This is a genomic window from Vibrio sp. YT-19(2023) (assembly GCF_033337395.1).
Genome location: NZ_JAWOQN010000004.1, coordinates 33018 through 53896 on the forward strand (window position 1 = coordinate 33018; position 20879 = coordinate 53896).

Below are 20879 nucleotides of genomic sequence, written 5' to 3' on the forward strand. Positions count from 1 at the left end.
TCGACTATTAGCTCGTTGGTAATAAATTCTGTTTAAAATCATTCAGTAAGTCTTGAGCAAACTGAATGCGTTTACGTCGGTCCACCAATGGTACGCTAAACTTGAACTTAGTTGGACCTTCCATTGCAAATTTTTGCGGCTGTGATTGCAGCAGTTTAACTAAATACGCTGGATTTATGTCAGCATCAGGGTAAAACTCGATAAATCCACCTTTATCATGGGCTTCTATCTTTTTCGCTTTTAAACTACCAGCCGAAATTTTCAATTCTGAGACGGCAAGTAAGTTCTTTGTTGCGTCTGGAAGCAGACCAAAGCGATCAATCAGTTCCACTTTTAGCTCTGATAGTTCATCACTGCTTGTGACACTCGCAATGCGTTTGTACATCGACAGTCGTGTGTTTACATCTGGAATGTAATCATCTGGTAAGAGCGCTGGGATTCGCATTTCCACTTCAGTTTGCTCACGAAGCAGCTCATCCAAAGATGGCTCCTTGCCTTCTTTTAATGCTTGCACTGCTTGTTCCAGCATTTCCATATAAAGTGTAAAACCAACGGATTGAATTTGCCCACTTTGCTCATCACCAAGCAGCTCACCAGCACCACGGATTTCTAAATCGTGGGTTGCTAACGTAAAGCCAGCACCTAAGTCTTCCAGTGAGGCAATCGCATCAAGACGCTTGATGGCATCTTTGGTCATGGCTTTTGGATGTGGCGTTAATAAGTAAGCATAGGCCTGATGGTGCGAACGTCCAACACGGCCACGCAATTGATGCAACTGCGCCAAGCCAAGATTGTCCGCACGATCCATGATTATGGTATTTGCCGTTGGTACGTCGATACCGGTTTCGATGATGGTTGTACACACCAACACATTAAAGCGCTGATGGTAGAAGTCATTCATGATTCGCTCAAGTTCGCGCTCGCGCATTTGACCATGAGCCACGGTAATGCGTGCCTCTGGGATGAGTTTCTGTAAGTCTTCTGCCGTTTTTTCAATGGTTTCAACCTGATTGTGCAGGAAGTAAACCTGACCACCACGCATAATTTCACGCAGTACCGCTTCACGGACCACTGGCTCTTCTTTTTGTCGAACAAAGGTTTTAATGGCTAAACGGCGTGCAGGAGGTGTCGCGATGATCGACAGGTCTCGCATGCCACTCATTGCCATATTCAGTGTGCGTGGAATTGGTGTTGCGGTGAGGGTAAGAATGTCCACATCCGCACGCATTGCTTTGACTTTTTCTTTTTGACGAACCCCAAAGCGGTGTTCCTCATCAACGATCAACAAACCTAAATCTTTGAATTTAATGTCGCTCGAAAGCAGCTTATGCGTACCAACGACAATATCGACTTTACCATCGGCAACGTCTTGCAGAATGACTTTTTGTTCTTTGGCAGATTTAAAACGAGACAGTACTTCAACTCGGATTGGTAAGTTGGCAAAACGGTCACGGAAGTTTTCGAAATGCTGCTGAGCAAGCAAGGTTGTTGGTACGAGTACGGCGACCTGTTTACTGTTATCCGTTGCGACAAATGCTGCGCGCATAGCGACTTCCGTTTTACCAAAGCCCACGTCACCACACACTAAGCGATCCATCGCTTTTGCCTGGCACATGTCTGACAAGACGGCATTGATGGCCATCGCTTGGTCATCTGTTTCTTCAAACGGGAATGTTGCTTTAAATGTTGCGTGTTGCCCACGATCTAGCTCAAATTTGAAGCCAGGTTTTAATTCTCGTTTAGCATATACATCCAGCAATTCTGCCGCGACATCACGCACTTTTTCTGCCGCTTTACGACGTGCTTTTGCCCACGCTTCACCACCTAATTTATGCAGTGGCGCACTCTCTTCAGCGCCGCCAGAATAACGGCTGATAAGATTCAGTGATGAAACTGGCACGTAGAGCTTGGCATCGTTTTGATACTCAAGGGTGACGTATTCCGTTTTCATACCACCGGCTTCAAGTGTTTGTAAACCGATGTAGCGGCCAATACCGTGATCAATATGAACCACAGGTTGACCGGGTTTTAGTTCCGCAAGATGGCGAATAACGGTGTCACTGTTGACGGCTTTTTTATCTTTGCGGCGTCGCTGGATAACACGGTCACCGAGTAGATCACTTTCACAGATCAGAGCGAAGTTCAGCTCTTCGTGAATGAAACCATGCTCTGCTGCGCCTAAGATCAAGCTGAATCGATCACCCGAGTCTAGAGCTTGGTAAAGTGAGCCATGTACGACCGGCCGAACTTTGATGCCTTGCAACAGCTCCGTTAGCGCTTCACGACGACCTTCTGACTCTACCGAGAAAACGATTTTGCCGCTGAATTGCTCACTAAACTGACGAAGGCGCGAGAGCGGCTCTTTATTTTGTTGTTGAACGCCAAGCTCGGCTAACGATTGTACTGGTAGGTTTTGACGACCGGCACGCTTAACCACTTTATCTAGGCTCAATTGAGCGATAGGGAGCTGTTTTAGTTTACTGAAAAGTTCGTCTTTTTTCAACCAAAGCTGTTCAGGAGTCAAAAGAGGACGCAGCGGATCAACTTTTTTCTGGTCGTATCGATATTCGACATCGGTTAAGAAAGTATCGACCGCAGATTCGATATCACCATATGTGATGACTTGAGAGTCTTCTGGCAAATATTCAAATAAAGTCTCGGTATGGTCAAAAAACAGCGGCTGCCAATACTCAATACCAGCGGGCCACGTGCCTTTGGTAACTTGCATGTAGATTGATTCAGGCTCGCGGCGTGCGTCGAACTGGGTGCGCCAACGTGTACGGAAATCTTCAATCGCTTCTTTAGTGGTTGGGAACTCATGTGCAGGCAGCAATTGGATTTGCTGAATATCGTCGATAGAGCGTTGGTTCTCTGGATCAAACGTGCGAATGGTATCTATTTCATCATCAAAGAAGTCGATGCGGTACGGGTCATTGCTGCCCATAGGAAAGAGATCCAGAATAGACCCACGACTTGCATATTCACCTGGTCCAAATACTTGATCTACATGGCGGTAGCCTGAATTTTCAAGTTGTACACGTAACTTCTCTAGCGAGAGCCGATCACCAGTTTTCACCATTAAAGTGTGTTGCAACAGAAAATCACGTGGCGATTGGCGTTGCAATACTGTACTGACCGGGACGATGGTTATGCCATCACGTTGACTTGGCAGTTGGTATAGGCGTGCGATACGTTCAGAGATGATTTCTTGATGCGGAGAAAAGTTATCGTAAGGCAGCGTTTCCCAGTCGGGGAACAGGCTTACCGTTTGGTCGGTGAATTGCTCAATCTCTGCCTGAAGCTTTAAAGCGATTTGCGGGTCAGGCACAACGAGTAGCGAGTGACTCGAATGCTGCTTGGCCAGCTCTGCAATGGCTAGAGGTAGAGCTGCGCCCGGCAAATTACCTAGCTGTTTTTTGTCGCCACGCTCTGAAGGGTTTGTGACGGAAAGAATCGTTGCTTTTGTCATAGGAATTATTTTTTATCTCGCTCCATCGAGCGCTGACGTAAAAGTTTTTGTTGTTGATACAGTGCCGCCTTTATCAGTAAATCTTGATCAGATTCTCGGAGCATCTTGTATCTAAGCGTGATAATGAAATCTTGCTCTGAAGCATCACATTCTTCTACTTGAGCGTAACAGTAAATCGCCGCAGCAGGGTGATCGAGGAACAGTTTAACACGAACGAGTTGTTGAGTAGTTAACGCTGTATCTGAGCGGAAACTGAGTTGACTAGCACCAAACTGCGTCGTTTGATAGCGAATGGAGGCGTCATCTTGTTGTGAAAGCATAAAGCTCAACAAGAGGTTAAGTTTCGCGTTTTGCGTATCAAGCAAGTTGATCACATGCTTTAACTCTTTGTTTTTCAGCTCTAGACGCGCGTTGTCTGCCAACATATCTAAGTGACTAAATTCACTGGCGACAATAAATGGTGCTGGAATTTCGGAGACAAACGTTTCTTCATCTGGCAAAGCAAAGTCCGCACTCAACGTTTCGACGTTGATGGTGAGGTTATGATGGACGGTAAAGTATTCTTGCTCTGTCATATAGTCGATCCTTTTGCCAGCGAGCGCTCCTTGCTCACTCAACAAACAAAGAGAAATAGGGCACTGATTATCGCTAACTGAATGAAGTTATCAAGTTTAGCCGATTTGTCCTTGAACTTTTTGCCCTAAATACAGACTTATTGCATGTCGTTGACAAATTTAGCGATTCTCTTGTCTTCTTAATGAGAAGAGTAAGGTAAGATAATCCGCTAAAGCTTTATATCAAAACAACCAGTTGGTTTGTCTTATATGTATCATCCTATCTCATTGTTTATTGGCTTAAGGTATCTTCGGGGACGCTCTGGAGATAGGTTCAGCCGATTTGTTTCTTATATGTCGACGGCGGGTATTACGATCGGTGTAATGGCGTTGGTGACGGTTCTTTCTGTGATGAACGGGTTTGAATCGCAGTTAAAAGAACGCATTTTAGGTGTGCTACCTCATGCCGTTGTTTCGCAACACGATGGAAAAACGCCTATGACCGAGTCTGCCCCTCCATTTGTTCAAGCGATGTCGAGTGAATCTCAGCCGGAGCCTATCGTTAGAGGAGAGGCTGTTATTCAGAGTTCTGCACAGCTGACGGCTGGTTACCTCATCGGTATTGAACCTAAGAAAGGCGATCCGATTAGCAACCATTTGATTGCCGGACGATTATCGTCACTTCAAGCAGGTGACTACAATGTATTTTTGGGTCACAGTTTGGCGCGTTCACTAAAGGTCTCAATCGGGGATAAAGTGCGCTTGATGGTGACCAACGCGACGCAGTTTACCCCACTTGGTCGTATTCCTAGCCAGCGAAACTTTACTGTCTCAGGCATTTTCAATACGGGATCGGACGTTGATGGTCAATTAATGATTGTGAACATGACGGATGCATCTAAGCTGATGCGTTTCCCTAAAGACACGGTTTCTGGTTGGCGTGTCTTTTTCTCTGACCCATTTATGGTGACGGATTTTGCTGACCAACCCATGCCTGATGGGTGGCAATGGAGTGATTGGCGCGAACAGCGTGGTGAGCTTTTCCAAGCGGTGAAAATGGAAAAGAACATGATGGGACTTATGCTAGGTCTAATTGTGGGTGTCGCTGCATTCAATATTATCTCCGCTTTAATCATGGTGGTAATGGAGAAGCAATCAGAAGTCGCAATATTGAAAACTCAAGGCATGACTCAATCTCATGTGATGACCATTTTCATGGTGCAAGGTGCAAGCAGTGGTGTAATTGGCGCGATTGTTGGTGGCGCTGCGGGCGTGATCTTGTCACTTAATCTAAATGCGATTCTTGAATCTGCTGGTGTGGCGCTATTCAGCTTTGGTGGTCATCTACCCATCTTGATTGATTCACTGCAAATTCTTTTAGTGGTGGTATTGGCGATTGCTCTTAGCCTTGCTGCTACGCTTTATCCTTCTTATCGAGCATCTTCTGTTAAACCTGCTGAGGCACTTCGCTATGAATAAGCTATTAGAATGTCGTGATATTCGTAAAGTCTACCGAGAGGGTTCGTTAGATACGGAAGTGTTGAAAGGCGTAAGTTTCGATATCGACAAAGGGGAGTTGGTTTCTATTGTTGGCTCTTCTGGTTCGGGAAAAAGTACCTTATTGCATATTTTAGGTGCGTTAGATGACGCAACTCATGGTGAAGTTGATTTTCTAGGGCAAAACCTATCAGCTTTGAGCTCGAACAAACAGGCGGCATTACGCAACAAGCACCTTGGTTTTGTATACCAGTTTCATCACTTATTGGCTGACTTTACTGCGCTTGAAAATGTGGCGATGCCACTGATGATTGGCGGTGCTAAAGTAGCGGATGCAAAACAGGCGGCTAAAGCGCTGTTAGATAAAGTTGGTTTGAGTCATCGGATGCAACATAGACCCTCCGAGTTATCGGGCGGTGAGCGTCAGCGTGTTGCGATTGCGCGTGCATTGGTGAATAAACCTGATCTGGTCTTGGCTGATGAACCTACGGGGAACTTAGATCACAATACGGCACTGTCTATCTATGATTTGATGCGCGAGCTCAATAAAGAGTCAAACATTGCATTTTTGGTTGTCACGCATGACAAAGAGCTGGCAGCAAAAATGGATCGTCAAATGCACATGCAAGATGGTTTGCTCGTAGATCGTTTTGTGACTGATACAGCATCTGCGGAGGGCTAGTTTTGTTTACCTCTTTAGCTTTGATGATTGGTGGTCGCTTCAGTCGAGCGAAAAAGCGCAACAAGATGGTGTCTTTCATATCGCTTTCTTCGACCATTGGTATTGCGGTTGGCGTTGCTGTGATCATTATCGGTTTGTCTGCAATGAATGGCTTTGAGCGCGAGCTGCAATCGCGTGTGTTGTCTGTGATCCCACACGGCGAGTTAGAAGGTGTTAATGGACCACTTCATGACTACACCAAAACGATGAATCAAGCTCTAAAACATGAACATGTTGTCGCGGCAGCACCGTACGTTCGTTTTACGGGTTTGGCAGAAAAAGGCAGTAAGCTAAAGGCGATAGAAGTTCGTGGCGTAGAGCCTACTTTCGAGCAAGCGGTGTCGAGCTTATCGAATTTTATTGACCAAGCAGCTTGGCAAAACTTTTATGCCGGTCAGCAGCAAGTGATCTTAGGCCGAGGTGTAGCAAACGAGCTAAATGTCGCCGTGGGGGATTACGTTACGTTAATGATTCCGCAAACAGGCGGCGCAAATAAAGTGCAGGCTCCTAAGCGTGTGCGCGTGAAGGTGTCAGGGTTCTTAACGTTGAATGGCCAAATCGACCACTCTCTAGCGTTAGTACCATTAGCTGATGCGCAGCAATACGCGAGGTTAGGGGGAGGGGTCACAGGCATTTCACTAAAAACTGACGATGTTCTCAATGCGCCTTCTATTGTTCGCGAGGTTGGTAGCATGGTTGATGTTTACGTGTATTTGAAAAGCTGGCAGCAAAAGTTTGGTTTTTTGTATCGCGATATTCAGCTCGTGCGCACCATTATGTACTTGGTGATGGTACTGGTGATTGGCGTGGCATGTTTTAATATTGTGTCTACGTTGATGATGGCAGTGAAAGACCGAGCGGCGGAAATTGCAATTTTGCGAACAATGGGAGCAAAAGATAGCCTAATCAAACGGATCTTTGTTTGGCAAGGTGTATTCTCTGGTGTATTTGGCAGTCTCGTCGGCAGTGTTATCGGTGTCTTAGTGGCGTTAAACCTGACTCCGTTAATTAAAGGGTTAGAGAGCTTAATTGGTCATCAGTTTTTATCGGGTGATATTTACTTTGTTGACTTCTTACCATCACAACTACACTGGCCAGATGTGGCATTGGTGTCAGTGACGGCGATAGTGCTTAGTTTACTTGCGACGTGGTATCCTGCTTCTCGTGCCGCAAGGTTGAATCCGGCGGCTGTACTGAGTTCTAAATAGCTGATTGTTTTACAATATGCGAAAAACAAAAAGGACCGAATTCGGTCCTTTTTTGTATTTATCCGACTTGAGTAACATCGCGTTTCATTCTAACTGTTAGATGCCCCTCAACTGATAGCTCAAATGCTGATTTTTACGCAGTAAGGTCTTATCTTATTTTGCGTTTTTGCCAGCTCCGTACCACGGAGTAGCGCCAAAGCCCTCGAATTCCGAAGTAGCCAATAATCGCGGATACAACCCCACAAATTGCGCAGCCCAATAGAAATGGAGGTCCAATGGTGCTCATTTGCTGCATGATGAATTCCCACGATAGTTCAAAATGAAAAGGTTGCGGGGGAAGACGCATCACTAGAGCACCTAGCTTGTACGCAAAGTAAAATAGCACAGGCATAGTGATAGGGTTGCTGATCCATACCAAAGCGACGGAGAGGGGCAGATTGACACCCAACATAATGGCCAAGCCAGCGGCCATGATCATTTGGCTTGGCAGCGGAACAAAAGCCATAAATAACCCGACAGCAAAAGCCCCTGATGCCGAGCGGCGGTTTAAGCACCACAAGTTCGGGTTGTACAACACATTGCCGAAGACCTTCAATGCTTTTTGGCGTTTGATCAATTCATGATCTGGCATGAAGCGTTTTATCAGCTTTCTAGGCATAGGACAGCATGACTCTCTCAGAAAAAAGTTGGACCTTGGCGTTATTTGTAGCGAGCGTAATCTCGTCGGCTTGGTGGCCGACAATACCAGATTGGCGTTGGTTGCTGCTGGGAATAATAACCACTGGCTCAATAATCAAATTACGTCGTGGCTTAATTAGCATAGGCGCAATTGCGGGCTTTATGGTTGTCATCGTCCACGGCAATGTATTGGAGTCTCAGAGACAAGCCCTTTTTCAAGCAGGGGAGAATATTACCATAATTGGTAAAGTTGACAGCCCTTTTACGCAAATAAGTCACGGTTATGAAGGTATTGTCGCGATAGAAGCGGTAAATTCTCAAACTCTGTTACCTTTTCTTAAACCTAAAATCCGTCTTATTACGCCTTTTCCACTCGATGTTAACAGTGAGTTTACGACATCCATCTCGTTAAAGCCGATTACAGGTCTACGCAACGAAGCTGGCTTTGATGCTGAAAAGCACGCGATGGGTAAAAATATTATCGCCCGAGCGGTTGTTAACAAAGATGCTAAGTGGATTGTTCGTTCTAATGTATCTCTGCGTCAATCCATTATTGCCGATGTCGCTGATGATGTGTCTTCCCTTCATCATTTCTCGTTAATAAGTGCGTTAGTTTTTGCTGACCGTTCTTGGTTGTCTAAGGAAGATTGGCAAGCGCTCAGGGACAGTGGTTTACTGCATTTGGTCTCCATTTCTGGTTTACATATTGGTATGGCGTTTACTTTTGGGCTAGTCGTGGGCGGTACCGTTCGTTATCTATTACCCCAATACCAGTTGTTACCTAGCTTATATGGGCTGATCTTCGCTGTTGCCTACGCTTGGTTAGCGGATTTCTCTCTGCCTACTACGCGAGCAGTGTCGGTATGCGTTGTTTACGTTCTCCAGAAGTATACTCTGGTGCACTGGACTTCTTGGCGAGTTCTTTTGCTTGCAGTATCTCTACAACTGCTTGTCCAACCTTTTACATCCTACAGTATGAGCTTTTGGTTATCATACCTCTCCGTTTGTGCGGTATTGTTCGCAATTAATTTGATTCGACATCAAAGGGGAGGTTGGAAAGCGCGATTAAAAGCGTTATTGCTTACTCAATTGATGTTGAGCGCTTTAATCGTACCTGTTAGTGGCCATTTCTTCTCCGGTTTTAGTTTGTCCTCAATAGCCTACAACTTGGTATTTATTCCTTGGTTCGGATTTATCGTTGTACCTTTGATGTTTCTAGCCCTGTTCTCATCTTTGTTTCTTGAAATGATAGCGAAGCCTCTGTGGCATTTGGTGGACTGGTCATTACAGCCATTGAGCACGTCAATACAGTACGCAATAGGTTCTTGGCAACCTATTAGCATGGAAATGACAATGCTGGTTATGGCGATAGTGGTTTGCTTAATATTTCAACGGTTCATGTCTCAGTACGCGTGGTATTTGTTACTCGGCATCGTTATTAGTATCAAGCTTGCATCGGAGTATGAACCGCATTGGCGTATCGATGTATTAGATGTAGGTCATGGCCTTGCAGTGGTTGTAGAAAAAGACGACAAGGTGTTGCTGTATGACACTGGTAAAGCATGGCAAAGCGGCAGTATCGCAGAGCAGGTCGTCACTCCGGTTTTGCATCAACGAGGTTATGAAAGCATAGATACACTGATTCTAAGCCATTCCGATAATGATCACGCAGGCGGCCGCTTTTTCATTGAAGATGCCTTTTCTCCACAACGTAAACTTAGTAGTCAATTCTTTATCGAATATGAGCCTTGCACTAGAGGCGACCAATGGAAATGGCAAGGATTAAACATGGAAGTGCTCTGGCCTCCTGCACTTGTTCAACGTGCGTATAATCCGCACTCCTGTGTATTACGACTTACTGACCCTATTTCTAACTTTAGTATGCTTTTTACTGGTGATATTGAGGCCATTAGCGAGTGGATTTTGCTTAGAGAACCCGGAAAGTTACAAAGCGATGTGATGCTAGTCCCTCACCACGGGAGTAAAAGTTCATCGAATCCTCGATTTATCGAGTCGGTGAGCCCGAGTGTGGCGGTTGCTTCTTTAGCAAAAAACAATCGATGGGGAATGCCAGCGGAAAATGTCGTTGCTTCATACCGAAAGCTTGGCATTACTTGGCTTGATACTGGTGAGGGTGGTCAGGTAAGCTTCTTTATTCACCGTGATAATTGGCACTCAGAAACCAAACGTAGCGATACATTTGAGCCTTGGTATAGGCAGATGCTGCGTAAGGGAGTAGAATGAGAGTCTTAATGTAAGAAAATAAAGCACTTCTATGTCGATAAATACTGATGAAACGACTTGGCAGACGTTTAAGCGTCTATGGCAATTTATTCGCCTTTATAAGTCAGGTCTTGTCGTTGCAGTCATTGCATTAGTTATTAATGCCATATCAGATACCTATATGATTTCCCTGCTAAAACCACTACTCGATGAAGGTTTTGGGAACGCTGAATCTGATTTTTTACGCACGCTTCCATTGATTATTTTTGCCATGATGTTCATCCGTGGCATAAGTGGATTTGTCTCCACCTACTGTTTGAGCTGGGTATCTGGCAACGTAGTTATGCAAGTCCGTCGCATGGTGTTCAATCACTTTATGCATATGCCAGTGTCTTACTTTGATAAGGAAAAGACGGGCAATTTATTGTCGCGTATAACCTACGACTCAGAGCAAGTGTCAGCGGCAACTAGCCAAGCGTTGGTGAGCATTGTCCGTGAAGGCGCAAGTATCATTGGTCTGTTAGTTTTGATGTTTTACAACAGCTGGCAATTGTCGCTAGTGCTGTTTGCTGTTGCTCCCGTTGTAGCATGGGGTATTGGTGTTGTTTCTAAACGTTTTAGAAAAATATCCAAAAATATGCAGACCATGATGGGTAACGTAACTGCATCAGCAGAGCAGATGCTGAAAGGCCATAAAGTTGTGTTGAGCTATGGCGGCCAAGACATCGAACGTAAACGATTTGAAAAAGTCAGCAACCAAATGCGTCAACAAAGCATGAAGTTGGTGACGGCTCAAGCGGCGGCTAACCCTATCATCCAAATGATTGCATCACTTGCAATTGTTGCCGTTCTTTATTTAGCAAGTATTGATTCGATTAAAGAGCAACTGACTCCAGGTACATTTACTGTTGTCTTCTCTGCAATGTTTGGTCTGATGCGCCCACTTAAAGCGCTGACTAACGTTACTTCTCAGTTCCAACGTGGTATGGCCGCGAGCCAAACGCTCTTCGCGTTAATTGACCTCGAGCCTGAGAAAAACGAAGGTAAGTTGACAGTTGAACGCGCAAATGGCGATGTTTCAGTTAAAAACGTCAGCTTTACTTACACTGGTGCAGAAAAACCAGCATTGGAAAATGTCAGCTTCGATATTCCAAGAGGAAAAACGGTGGCGCTAGTTGGCCGTTCTGGTTCAGGTAAAAGTACCATCGCGAACTTGTTCAACCGCTTCTATGATGTTGACAGTGGATCTATCACATTAGATGGGCATGATATTCGTGATTACGAGCTAAAGAATTTACGTCAGCAATTTGCACTAGTATCGCAAAATGTTCATTTGTTTAATGACACGATAGCAAACAATATTGCGTACGCAACGGATGGCCAATACGAGCGCAGTGATATCGAGAAAGCGGCAACACTCGCGCATGCGATGGAGTTCATCGGCAAAATGGATGATGGACTTGATACCATGATTGGTGAAAATGGTGCTAGCTTGTCTGGTGGTCAACGCCAACGTGTTGCGATTGCGCGAGCTCTATTGCGTGATGCTCCAGTGCTGATTCTTGATGAGGCAACTTCGGCTTTGGATACCGAATCCGAGCGAGCTATTCAAGCTGCACTTGATGAGCTGCAAAAAGACAAAACGGTACTTGTAATAGCGCACCGCTTATCCACAATCGAGAAAGCCGATGAAATTCTTGTGGTTGATGATGGTGCCATCATTGAACGTGGCAACCACGCTGAGCTTATTGAGAAAAATGGTGCGTATGCACAATTGCACCGTATTCAGTTTGGTGAATAAGCGCGGTGATTGAAAAAATCTGGTTTGAAAGCCATCCAATAAAATATCTCTTGTGGCCGCTTTTGTGGCCACTGAGTTTATTATTTGGAACGATAAGCAAGTCAAAGCGAAAGCAATACCAAACTGGCCGCAAGCAAGCTTATAATGCGCCAATACCTGTTGTTGTGGTTGGCAATATCACTGCTGGTGGCAATGGTAAAACACCAGTTGTTGTGTGGCTTGTTGAGCAACTACAGCAAATGGGCTTTAAGCCGGGGGTTGTTTCTCGTGGTTATGGGGCAAAGGCTCCTGCCTATCCGTTAGTGCTAAAAGAAGATACGCCAGCGAAGCATTGTGGCGATGAACCTAAGTTGATTCATCGCCGTACAGGAGCACCTGTTGCGGTAGATCCTGTGCGTTCAAATGCAGTGAAAGCACTGCTAGATTTGGATGTGGATATCATAATTACGGATGATGGATTACAACATTATGCGTTAGGCCGTGATATTGAGTTAGTGATTGTGGATGGTAATCGCCGGTTTGGGAATGAAAGCCTGATTCCATTAGGTCCTTTACGTGAAGGTATTGAGCGACTTAAAGAAGTCGACTTTATCATCACCAATGGCGGTCAAGCGCATACGGGCGAAATCGCAATGGCTTTAGCACCCTCTAAAGCTATTAATCTTAAGACTAAGCAACATGTGGATGTCTCGGAGTTGAAAGACCTCGTCGCATTTGCGGGCATTGGTCATCCTCCGCGTTTTTTTCATACACTAAACTCGATGAACGCAGATGTTAAAGTCACAAAAGGTTTTGCTGACCATCAAGACTTTGATCAACAAGAATTAGAAGCATTGGCTCAACAAGGGACCAATGTGATTATGACCGAGAAAGATGCCGTCAAGTGCAGCCATTATGCGCAAGATAATTGGTGGTATCTGCCTGTATCTGCCCAGTTTGAATCAAACGATGCAGAGCAAATTTTAAATAGAATAAAAGAGGTTAAAGCGGCTTATGGATCACCGTCTACTTGAGATTGTAGCTTGCCCTGTTTGCAAAGGTAAGCTGACGTACGATAAAGATAATCAAGAGTTGATCTGCAAATTGGATCGCCTTGCTTACCCGATCAAAGAGGGTATTCCAGTTCTGCTAGAGCCTGAAGCTCGCACTATGAGCATGGATGAGGGACGCTAATGTCTTTTACGGTTGTCATCCCTTCGCGCTACGCATCGAGCCGTTTGCCTGGTAAACCGCTAGCGGATATTGGTGGTAAGCCTATGGTTCAGTGGGTTTATGAACAAGCGCTACAAGCGGGTGCGGAAGATGTCATCGTTGCAACTGATGACGAGCGTGTTGCGAAAGCGGTTTCGTCATTTGGTGGTAAAGTTTGTATGACCTCTCCCCAGCACGAATCAGGTACGGAGCGTCTTGCAGAAGTTGTTGAAAAGATGGCTATTCCGTCAGACCACATTATTGTTAATGTGCAAGGGGATGAGCCTTTGATTCCGCCGTCCATCATTCGTCAGGTTGCTGATAACTTATCAGGGTGTGAAGCCCCGATGGCGACGTTAGCTGTAGAAATAGACTCGGAAGAGGAAGTGTTCAACCCGAATGCTGTTAAAGTTGTCGCCGATGAGCAAGGCTATGCGTTGTACTTTAGTCGAGCAACCATCCCTTGGGATCGCGATAACTTTGCTAAACAAGACAAAACCATTGCCAACCCATTAATGCGTCATATTGGTATTTATGCTTATCGAGCTGGTTTCATTTATACGTATGTCAACTGGGCACCAAGTGCATTAGAGCAGATTGAGTGTCTTGAGCAACTGCGAGTGCTTTGGTACGGTGAAAAAATTCATGTGGCGGTAGCGAAAGAAGCACCAGCGGCAGGGGTTGATACGCCCGAAGATCTAGAAGCCGTGCGCGCGATTGTTGCAAAGCAAGCGTAACAAATGCTCATATAGATTTAAGAATAAACAAGGCTCCTGAATTAGGAGCCTTTTTGTTTTACTTGTATCGAGGTATTAGTTAAATGTTAGTGTCGTATTGGTTCCGTTTAGGGCAGGTCGCTAAGACCTCTCGGTGACCGGTGTCTTTCACTTCTTGGAGAATGACATCAAAGCCCCATAATCGATACACGTGCTTTAGAACTTCTTCGTAACTATCATCAAGTGGGATGCGGTTGTGAGGAACGTACTGCAACGTAAGCGAGCGATCACCACGGACATCGACATTAAACACCTGAATGTTTGGCTCAAGATTAGATAAGTTATACTGAGCGGCTAGGGTTTCTCTAATGCGTTTATAACCCATCTCATCGTGTATCGCAGCGACTTCAATAAAGTTCTTATGATCATCATCGTTGATCGCAAACAGCTTGAAATCACGCATTAATTTCGGAGAAAGGTATTGGCTAATAAAGCTTTCATCTTTGAAATTATGCATCGCGAAATGCACTGCATCTAACCAGTCGGTTCCTGCTAGGTCTGGAAACCACTCCTTGTCCTCATCAGTTGGTTCTTCGCAGATACGCTTAATATCTCGGAACATGGCAAAGCCTAACGCGTAGGGGTTAATGCCATTAAAGTAAGGACTGTTATAAGGCGGCTGAGCCACGACACTGGTGTGGCTATGTAAGAACTCTAGAATGAACTTTTCAGACACCAAGCCCTCATCATAAAGATGGTTGAGTATGGTGTAGTGCCAGAACGTTGCCCAGCCCTCATTCATGACTTGCGTTTGTTTTTGCGGATAAAAATACTGACTGATCTTACGGACGATCCGAACAACTTCACGTTGCCACGGCTCTAGCAACGGCGCATGTTTTTCGAAGAAGTAGAGCAAGTTTTCCTGAGGCTCGCTCGGGAATCGCTCTTTAATGTCTTCCTCTTTCGTCTTGGCTGTCGGTACGGTGCGCCAAAGCTCATTAACTTGAGATTGTAGGTATGCTTCGCGTTCTTCTTGTCTTGCTTTTTCCTCTGTAATTGAGATTTTCTCTGGACGCTTGTAGCGGTCTACACCAAAGTTCATTAATGCGTGACAAGAGTCGAGCAGTTTTTCCACTTCTTTTACGCCATATCGTTCTTCACATTCGGCTAAGTACTTTTTGGCAAACAGCAGATAGTCGATAATAGAGCTAGCGTCAGTCCACGTTTGGAATAGGTAATTACCTTTGAAAAAAGAGTTATGGCCGTAACACGCGTGCGCTATCACGAGTGCTTGCATTGTTACCGTATTTTCTTCCATCAAATAAGCAATACAAGGGTCGGAGTTAATCACAATCTCGTAGGCTAGCCCCATTTGACCATGTTTATAGTTCTGCTCTGTTTGGATGAATTTTTTACCAAATGACCAGTGATTGTAATTGATAGGCATGCCGATACTTGAGTAGGCATCCATCATCTGTTCTGAAGTAATCACTTCTATTTGGTTAGGGTAAGTGTCTAGGCGATAATGCTCCGCGACACGCTTAATTTCTTTGTGGTATCGCTCTAACAGCTCAAATGTCCAATCTGGTCCATCTGGCAACACTTTACTGTTACGCTTCTTAGGCGCCTCTCCTGAGAGGTTTCTCGTTGCGGTATTCATCGCTAGCCTCCTTACGCCGTTTCTTTTTGGAATAGTTCACGAAAGACTGGGAAAATATCCTCCACAGAGCGAATGTTTTTCATTGCGAAATTAGGAAACTCTTCAGTGAGTTTTTCGTACTCATGCCATAGAGTTTGGTGCGAGCGCCGTGTGATCTCTATGTAAGAGTAGTACTGACAGTTTGGAAGTAATTTGTTCACTAATAGATCCCGGCACCTTGGCGAATCATCTGCCCAGTTGTCACCGTCGGATGCTTGAGCTGCATATATGTTCCACTGACCAATCGGGTATCGCTCTTTTACTATTTCATCCATTAACTTGAGTGCGCTAGATACAATGGTGCCCCCGGTTTCTTGTGAGTAGAAAAATTCGTGCTCGTCCACTTCCTTCGCTTGGGTATGGTGGCGGATAAAGACGACTTCGACATTCTCGTAGGTACGAGTTAAGAACAAGTACAAAAGAACATAGAAGCGTTTTGCGATGTCTTTCGTTGCCTGATCCATCGAACCGGATACGTCCATTAGACAGAACATGACCGCTTGGCTCGATGGTACCGGGCGTTTCTCATAGTTCTTGAAGCGTAAGTCGAAGGTATCGATGAACGGCACGCTTTCGATTTTCTTGCGCAGTTCTTCAATTTCAGCCTTCAAGCGGTTCTCTTCAAACTGCTGAGCAGGTTCAATATTTTTGATGCGAGCAAGTTCGTCTTCTAACTCTTTAAGAAGTCGTTTCTTACCAGCAGTCATTGCAGTACGGCGCGCAAGAGATTGTTGCAGAGAGCGTACTACGGCGATATTGGAAGGGATACCGGCAGTTTGAAAGCCTGCACGGTGCGTTTTCCATTCTGTGATTTTGGCAATTTGGTTTTTTTCTAGATTAGGCAGCTCGAGATCTTCGAACAAAATATCGAGGTACTCATCTTTTGATATTTGGAATACAAATTCGTCTTGGCCTTCTCCATCTGGACTGGCGTTCCCTTCTCCTGAGCCGCTACCCTGACCGCCACCTTTGGGACGCTCAATTTTATCACCAGTAATGAATTGGTCGTTACCGGGATGAACTCGTTCGCGAACACCACCTTTGCCCTGATGAAATATAGGCTCATTGATGTCTTTGTGAGGGATAGAGACGTCTTCGCCCGTTTCCGTATTCGTAATCGAGCGTCGATTCACTGCGTCTGCTACCGACTCTTTTATTTGCTCTTTGTGGCGCTTCAAGAAGCGCTGTCGATTAACAGCGCTCTTGTTCTTGCCATTGAGCCTTCGGTCTATAAATTGCGCCATGAAATAGCCCTCTTCATGTTTCACAAGCGACCTAACTCAATACTGGGTTAGGATGACTTACGTACTCGTAGGTACCACTCAGAAAGTAGGCGAACCTGTTTCTCGGTATAGCCTTTTTCCATCATGCGAGCGACAAAGTCGTCGTGCTTCTTCTGATCTTCAGAAGAGGTTTTCGCATTAAATGAGATAACCGGAAGTAGCTCTTCGGTATTGGAGAACATTTTCTTCTCGATTACTGTGCGCAGTTTTTCGTAGCTGGTCCAAACCGGGTTTTGACCATTGTTATTCGCTTTCGCACGAAGCACAAAGTTAACGATTTCGTTTCGGAAATCTTTCGGGTTAGAAATACCAGCTGTTTTTTCGATCTTCTCTAGCTCAGCATTCAGTGAAGAGCGATCAAATAGCTGACCAGTTTCTGGATCTCGGTACTCTTGGTCTTGAATCCAGAAGTCTGCATAGGTGACATATCGGTCGAAGATGTTTTGGCCGTACTCAGAGTAAGACTCAAGATAAGCGGTCTGAATCTCTTTACCGATAAATTCAACGTATCGAGGTACTAGGTAGCCTTTCAAGAACTCGAGATATTTCTCTGCTGTTTCAGCAGGGAACTGTTCGCGCTCAACCTGTTGTTCAATCACATAGAATAGATGTACAGGGTTGGCTGCCACTTCGGTTTGGTCGAAGTTAAATACGCGTGACAAAATCTTAAAGGCAAAACGTGTTGAGAGACCGTTCATGCCTTCATCGACACCAGCATAATCACGATACTCTTGATAGCTTTTTGCCTTTGGATCCGTATCTTTCAGCGTTTCACCGTCGTATACGCGCATCTTAGAGAAGATGGACGAGTTTTCAGGCTCTTTAAGTCGAGAAAGAATACTGAATTGTGCCAGAGTCTCGAGCGTGCTTGGTGAACAAGGGGCTTGAGACAACTCACTGTTTTCAAGAAGTTTTTGGTAGATTTTGACTTCTTCTGAAACACGTAGACAGTAAGGTACTTTCACAATATAAACACGGTCCAAGAACGCTTCATTGTTCTTGTTGTTACGGAAGGTCTGCCACTCAGATTCGTTTGAGTGAGCCAGAATCATACCGTCGAATGGAATCGCAGAAAGGCCTTCTGTACCGTTGAAGTTGCCTTCTTGCGTTGCTGTTAACAGCGGGTGAAGCACTTTGATTGGTGCTTTGAACATCTCAACGAATTCCATTAAACCTTGGTTTGCTTTACACAGCGCACCGGAGTAGCTGTAAGCGTCTGGATCGTCTTGCGAATAGTGTTCAAGCTTACGAATATCGACTTTACCAACCAATGATGAGATATCTTGGTTGTTTTCATCGCCTGGTTCAGTTTTGGCAATACCGATTTGGTCAAGGATAGAAGGGCGTACTTTCACTACTTTAAATTTGGTGATATCACCACCAAACTCGTGAAGACGTTTAGCGGCCCAAGGAGACATGATCGAGCGAAGATAACGGTGCTCGATGCCATATTCTTTTTTCAAAATATCGCCATCTTCTGTGGCTTTGAATAGGCAGAACGGATGGTCATTCACTGGGCTGCGTTCGCCGTTAGCAGTAAGAACATAAATAGGCATCTGTTCCATCAAAGCCTTAAGCTTTTCTGCAAGCGAAGACTTACCGCCACCTACAGGGCCGAGTAAGTAAAGAATCTGCTTACGCTCTTCTAGGCCTTGCGCCGCATGTTTTAGGTAAGACACAATTTGTTCTATGGCATCTTCCATGCCATAAAAGTCTTTAAAGGTTTCATAACGAGAGATAACACGATTCGAGAAGATTCGGCTTAGTCTCGGATCCTTTGCCGTATCGATTATCTCTGGTTCACCAATCGCCATCAGTAGGCGTTCTGCTGCATTAGCATAAGCGCTTTTGTCATCTTTACACAGGGCTAAAAACTCCTGTAACGACATCTCTTCATCTTTTGCAGCTTCATATCTTGATTGATAGTGGTCGAAAATACTCATGTCGCTTTCCCCTTTAATAGTCAGTCTACCGACGAACGTTGATTCAGGCTTTCCACCAACAGTTATGCTCGTTGTTGTTTGAATATACGTCCTGTTATCACATTTGGTTCGTACAGAATGTAAGATTGGCGACACCAAAGACTTTGCTTTATGGACGGTTTTTTCGTTACAACGGTGAGCGGTGGATATGAATTTTTCAATCACAGCCTTTCTCTACTTAAGCCTAGTCGGGGATTTGCAATTTTGCTTAACAATTATGAATTTATTGTAAAAGTGACATTTGAATCACTCTTTTATTAAGGACGAATTTATGTCGTGAATAGGTGCAATAGAAATCAAATATTTGGCAAAGACAGAAGAGTCTCAGTGATTCGTTGTTCTACATTGAGCAAGGTAAGTGAAAGAGGTAGGAAGAGAGCAAAGTCTTAGATAAGTTTGTGACAGGGTAAATAACAAGGAGAGCGGGCGCTCTCCTCATTCTTAGACGACCATTTTATGCGCTGAAGATTTGCGCTAGTTCGTTTTCACATAAATGATACTGACGAGGGCAGTTACGCCAAGTTTGCAGCATACGGCGGTATTTATCTAGCATCGGCATTTGGCTGTTAAAGTGATGATCTGCCTTGTCAAACTGAGGGTACAAACCTTCAGAATCGATGAGAAAACGTACGTAATGTACTTGTTGCGCTTCTGAAGCAATATCAAATCCCAAGAACTTCAAGCGGCGCTGATCTACGTTGCTGCGATCTTCATCGTCTAGCATGTTGTAAGATTCTTGCATCGCATGATACATCTCCATAACGTCGATGATCTCACGACACTCTGCTTCTGAGAGGCAGCCGAAATCTTTGTTCAACTCTCGCATTTGTAGTTCATAACCACGTTCAATGATCGTTTGTAAGCGTTTGTATTTGGCCGCATTACTTGGATCAAGTTGAGACATAAGGTTGTATTGGTTTGATAGAATCAAACGTTGAGCGTTTGACATTTCCATGGTGACCTCACTAGATATCTAATACATTTTTAATGTGCTTAGGTTAACGCTTAAGACATGAGTGAAACATGATCTCAACACATATTTAATACTAAAAAATGGCAAGAACTGTCACTTTTGACCAGTTTGAAAACACTTATTTATGGTAATGATTGTATATGTAGTCTCGGTCTGAAAATACTCTCAGCCACTCTGGCTTGAATACGGTTAAAACCGCCAGTGCCATACCATTTAATAGACCTTCTGGAAAGGCGAGCAACGGCACAAAAACAAAGTAGTTATGTTGAATGGTTTCCCAATCGTAGTGACCAACTGATAGGTGATAAAAAGAGTTAATGATGAGGTGCAGACTTCCTGTTATCGCGCCATTGAAAAATCCAGCAACGAAGATGAAAACAAAAATGTTTCGTGGCAAGTAGTGGTAACTCAGAAGAAACACTAAGTAACTAATGAAAATCGGAATTAGGGCAGATAGAACTAACGACGTGGGTAAGAGTAGCAAGGACACATCATGTAGTAGGTGGTTGACCAACATAGCGGGAATGCTGAGTATAAATGCCATGCGCCAACCATACATCATCGTCAGCGTTGTTAGTGCAAGAAAATGAATCTGTAATCCTTCTTTTACACCTGCTTGAGCGGCCCATAAAATACTGAAAAAGAAGAGCGTTGCAAAAACGAGGTGCTGAAATCCTTTTTCTTTTTCCAGTTTGGGCCAAACGACTTTTTTCCAATCTGGTAGGCAGTAGACTACTACTATCCAAATTGAGACAACAAGAGAGCCTAAGTTAAACAAATCCATGTTACTTCCTTCCTATGCGAACATGACGCAATCATTTCTATCGTTCTTTTTATACCTAAATGACCGCAGAGAAACTCACTGATAAGGCTTAGATATAATC

General features: G+C 44.6%; 16 protein-coding genes. 8 read left to right on the plus strand and 8 right to left on the minus strand.

The features are described 5' to 3' along the window. Positions 1 to 7: 7 nt before the first annotated feature. Positions 8 to 3469 carry a transcription-repair coupling factor gene (gene mfd / locus R7E78_RS04350; protein ID WP_318057685.1) on the minus strand — a complete coding sequence of 1154 codons (3462 nt, stop codon included), beginning with the start codon at positions 3467 to 3469 and terminating at the stop codon, positions 8 to 10. A 5-nt stretch (positions 3470 to 3474) separates the two neighbouring features. Next, a complete protein-coding gene (locus R7E78_RS04355; RefSeq protein ID WP_054576371.1) occupies positions 3475 to 4044 on the minus strand; it encodes a hypothetical protein in 570 nt (189 codons plus the stop codon). Positions 4045 to 4293: 249 nt separating this feature from the next. Here R7E78_RS04355 and lolC point away from each other — a divergent pair, with 249 nt between their 5' ends. From lolC to lolE, 3 genes are read left to right on the plus strand one after another with little or no spacing between them, the layout of a single operon-like run. Next, on the plus strand, positions 4294 to 5502 hold the full coding sequence (gene lolC, locus R7E78_RS04360) for a lipoprotein-releasing ABC transporter permease subunit LolC (RefSeq protein ID WP_318057686.1): 1209 nt from the start codon (positions 4294 to 4296) through the stop codon (positions 5500 to 5502). After that, a complete protein-coding gene (gene lolD / locus R7E78_RS04365) occupies positions 5495 to 6202 on the plus strand; it encodes a lipoprotein-releasing ABC transporter ATP-binding protein LolD (protein WP_005378457.1) in 708 nt (235 codons plus the stop codon). Before lolC ends, lolD begins: the two co-directional genes overlap by 8 nt. 2 nt (positions 6203 to 6204) lie before the next feature. Beyond that, positions 6205 to 7449, plus strand: coding sequence for a lipoprotein-releasing ABC transporter permease subunit LolE (lolE, locus tag R7E78_RS04370; protein ID WP_065274291.1), 1245 nt, complete (start codon positions 6205 to 6207; stop codon positions 7447 to 7449). A gap of 148 nt (positions 7450 to 7597) precedes the next feature. Here lolE and R7E78_RS04375 read toward each other — a convergent pair whose 3' ends face one another. After that, positions 7598 to 8107 carry a DUF2062 domain-containing protein gene (locus tag R7E78_RS04375; RefSeq protein ID WP_005387834.1) on the minus strand — a complete coding sequence of 170 codons (510 nt, stop codon included), beginning with the start codon at positions 8105 to 8107 and terminating at the stop codon, positions 7598 to 7600. 8 nt (positions 8108 to 8115) lie between these two features. Between R7E78_RS04375 and R7E78_RS04380 the strand changes: the two genes are divergently transcribed. Genes R7E78_RS04380 through kdsB form a run of 5 tightly spaced genes read left to right on the plus strand, consistent with a single transcriptional unit; the run spans position 8116 to position 14079 of the window. Further along, positions 8116 to 10371, plus strand: coding sequence for a DNA internalization-related competence protein ComEC/Rec2 (locus tag R7E78_RS04380; RefSeq protein ID WP_213962930.1), 2256 nt, complete (start codon positions 8116 to 8118; stop codon positions 10369 to 10371). A 31-nt stretch (positions 10372 to 10402) separates the two neighbouring features. Continuing rightward, positions 10403 to 12151: a lipid A ABC transporter ATP-binding protein/permease MsbA gene (gene msbA, locus R7E78_RS04385; protein ID WP_042522131.1), complete on the plus strand. Its 1749-nt coding sequence runs from the start codon at positions 10403 to 10405 to the stop codon at positions 12149 to 12151. Positions 12152 to 12156: 5 nt separating this feature from the next. Then, a complete protein-coding gene (lpxK, locus tag R7E78_RS04390; protein ID WP_318057687.1) occupies positions 12157 to 13164 on the plus strand; it encodes a tetraacyldisaccharide 4'-kinase in 1008 nt (335 codons plus the stop codon). Continuing rightward, entirely contained in the window at positions 13145 to 13324 is a 180-nt protein-coding gene (locus tag R7E78_RS04395; RefSeq protein ID WP_005378451.1) for a Trm112 family protein, read from the plus strand. The genes lpxK and R7E78_RS04395 overlap by 20 nt, the downstream gene beginning before the upstream one ends. Next, a complete protein-coding gene (gene kdsB, locus R7E78_RS04400; RefSeq protein WP_053303248.1) occupies positions 13324 to 14079 on the plus strand; it encodes a 3-deoxy-manno-octulosonate cytidylyltransferase in 756 nt (251 codons plus the stop codon). Before R7E78_RS04395 ends, kdsB begins: the two co-directional genes overlap by 1 nt. Positions 14080 to 14158: 79 nt before the next feature. On the opposite strand, the gene R7E78_RS04405 is transcribed toward kdsB, so the two are convergent. The 5 genes from R7E78_RS04405 to R7E78_RS04425 all read right to left on the minus strand — a co-directional run bounded on the left by R7E78_RS04405 (position 14159) and on the right by R7E78_RS04425 (position 20779). Continuing rightward, positions 14159 to 15718, minus strand: coding sequence for a SpoVR family protein (locus tag R7E78_RS04405; protein ID WP_005378449.1), 1560 nt, complete (start codon positions 15716 to 15718; stop codon positions 14159 to 14161). Between the two features lie 11 nt (positions 15719 to 15729). Further along, positions 15730 to 17001 (minus strand): YeaH/YhbH family protein, encoded by a 1272-nt coding sequence (locus R7E78_RS04410; RefSeq protein WP_005378448.1) that lies wholly within the window; start codon positions 16999 to 17001, stop codon positions 15730 to 15732. Positions 17002 to 17048: 47 nt separating this feature from the next. Further along, positions 17049 to 18983: a PrkA family serine protein kinase gene (locus R7E78_RS04415; protein ID WP_005378447.1), complete on the minus strand. Its 1935-nt coding sequence runs from the start codon at positions 18981 to 18983 to the stop codon at positions 17049 to 17051. Positions 18984 to 19476: 493 nt separating this feature from the next. Beyond that, complete coding sequence (locus R7E78_RS04420; protein ID WP_318057688.1) at positions 19477 to 19977, minus strand: YfbU family protein; 501 nt, start codon at positions 19975 to 19977, stop codon at positions 19477 to 19479. A 136-nt stretch (positions 19978 to 20113) separates the two neighbouring features. Next, entirely contained in the window at positions 20114 to 20779 is a 666-nt protein-coding gene (locus R7E78_RS04425; RefSeq protein ID WP_104978939.1) for an energy-coupling factor ABC transporter permease, read from the minus strand. Positions 20780 to 20879: the final 100 nt, after the last annotated feature.

Excerpts from the sequence above, each read along its gene's own strand:
- R7E78_RS04415 (WP_005378447.1), bottom strand. The coding sequence starts at position 18,983 with ATGAGTATTTTCGACCACTATCAATCAAGATATGAAGCTGCAAAAGAT.
- R7E78_RS04410 (WP_005378448.1), bottom strand. The coding sequence starts at position 17,001 with ATGGCGCAATTTATAGACCGAAGGCTCAATGGCAAGAACAAGAGCGCT.
- kdsB (WP_053303248.1), top strand. The coding sequence starts at position 13,324 with ATGTCTTTTACGGTTGTCATCCCTTCGCGCTACGCATCGAGCCGTTTG.
- lolC (WP_318057686.1), top strand. The coding sequence starts at position 4,294 with ATGTATCATCCTATCTCATTGTTTATTGGCTTAAGGTATCTTCGGGGA.
- lolD (WP_005378457.1), top strand. The coding sequence starts at position 5,495 with ATGAATAAGCTATTAGAATGTCGTGATATTCGTAAAGTCTACCGAGAG.
- R7E78_RS04355 (WP_054576371.1), bottom strand. The coding sequence starts at position 4,044 with ATGACAGAGCAAGAATACTTTACCGTCCATCATAACCTCACCATCAAC.
- R7E78_RS04375 (WP_005387834.1), bottom strand. The coding sequence starts at position 8,107 with ATGCCTAGAAAGCTGATAAAACGCTTCATGCCAGATCATGAATTGATC.
- R7E78_RS04420 (WP_318057688.1), bottom strand. The coding sequence starts at position 19,977 with ATGGAAATGTCAAACGCTCAACGTTTGATTCTATCAAACCAATACAAC.
- R7E78_RS04395 (WP_005378451.1), top strand. The coding sequence starts at position 13,145 with ATGGATCACCGTCTACTTGAGATTGTAGCTTGCCCTGTTTGCAAAGGT.
- mfd (WP_318057685.1), bottom strand. The coding sequence starts at position 3,469 with ATGACAAAAGCAACGATTCTTTCCGTCACAAACCCTTCAGAGCGTGGC.
- R7E78_RS04425 (WP_104978939.1), bottom strand. The coding sequence starts at position 20,779 with ATGGATTTGTTTAACTTAGGCTCTCTTGTTGTCTCAATTTGGATAGTA.
- R7E78_RS04380 (WP_213962930.1), top strand. The coding sequence starts at position 8,116 with ATGACTCTCTCAGAAAAAAGTTGGACCTTGGCGTTATTTGTAGCGAGC.
- msbA (WP_042522131.1), top strand. The coding sequence starts at position 10,403 with ATGTCGATAAATACTGATGAAACGACTTGGCAGACGTTTAAGCGTCTA.
- R7E78_RS04405 (WP_005378449.1), bottom strand. The coding sequence starts at position 15,718 with ATGAATACCGCAACGAGAAACCTCTCAGGAGAGGCGCCTAAGAAGCGT.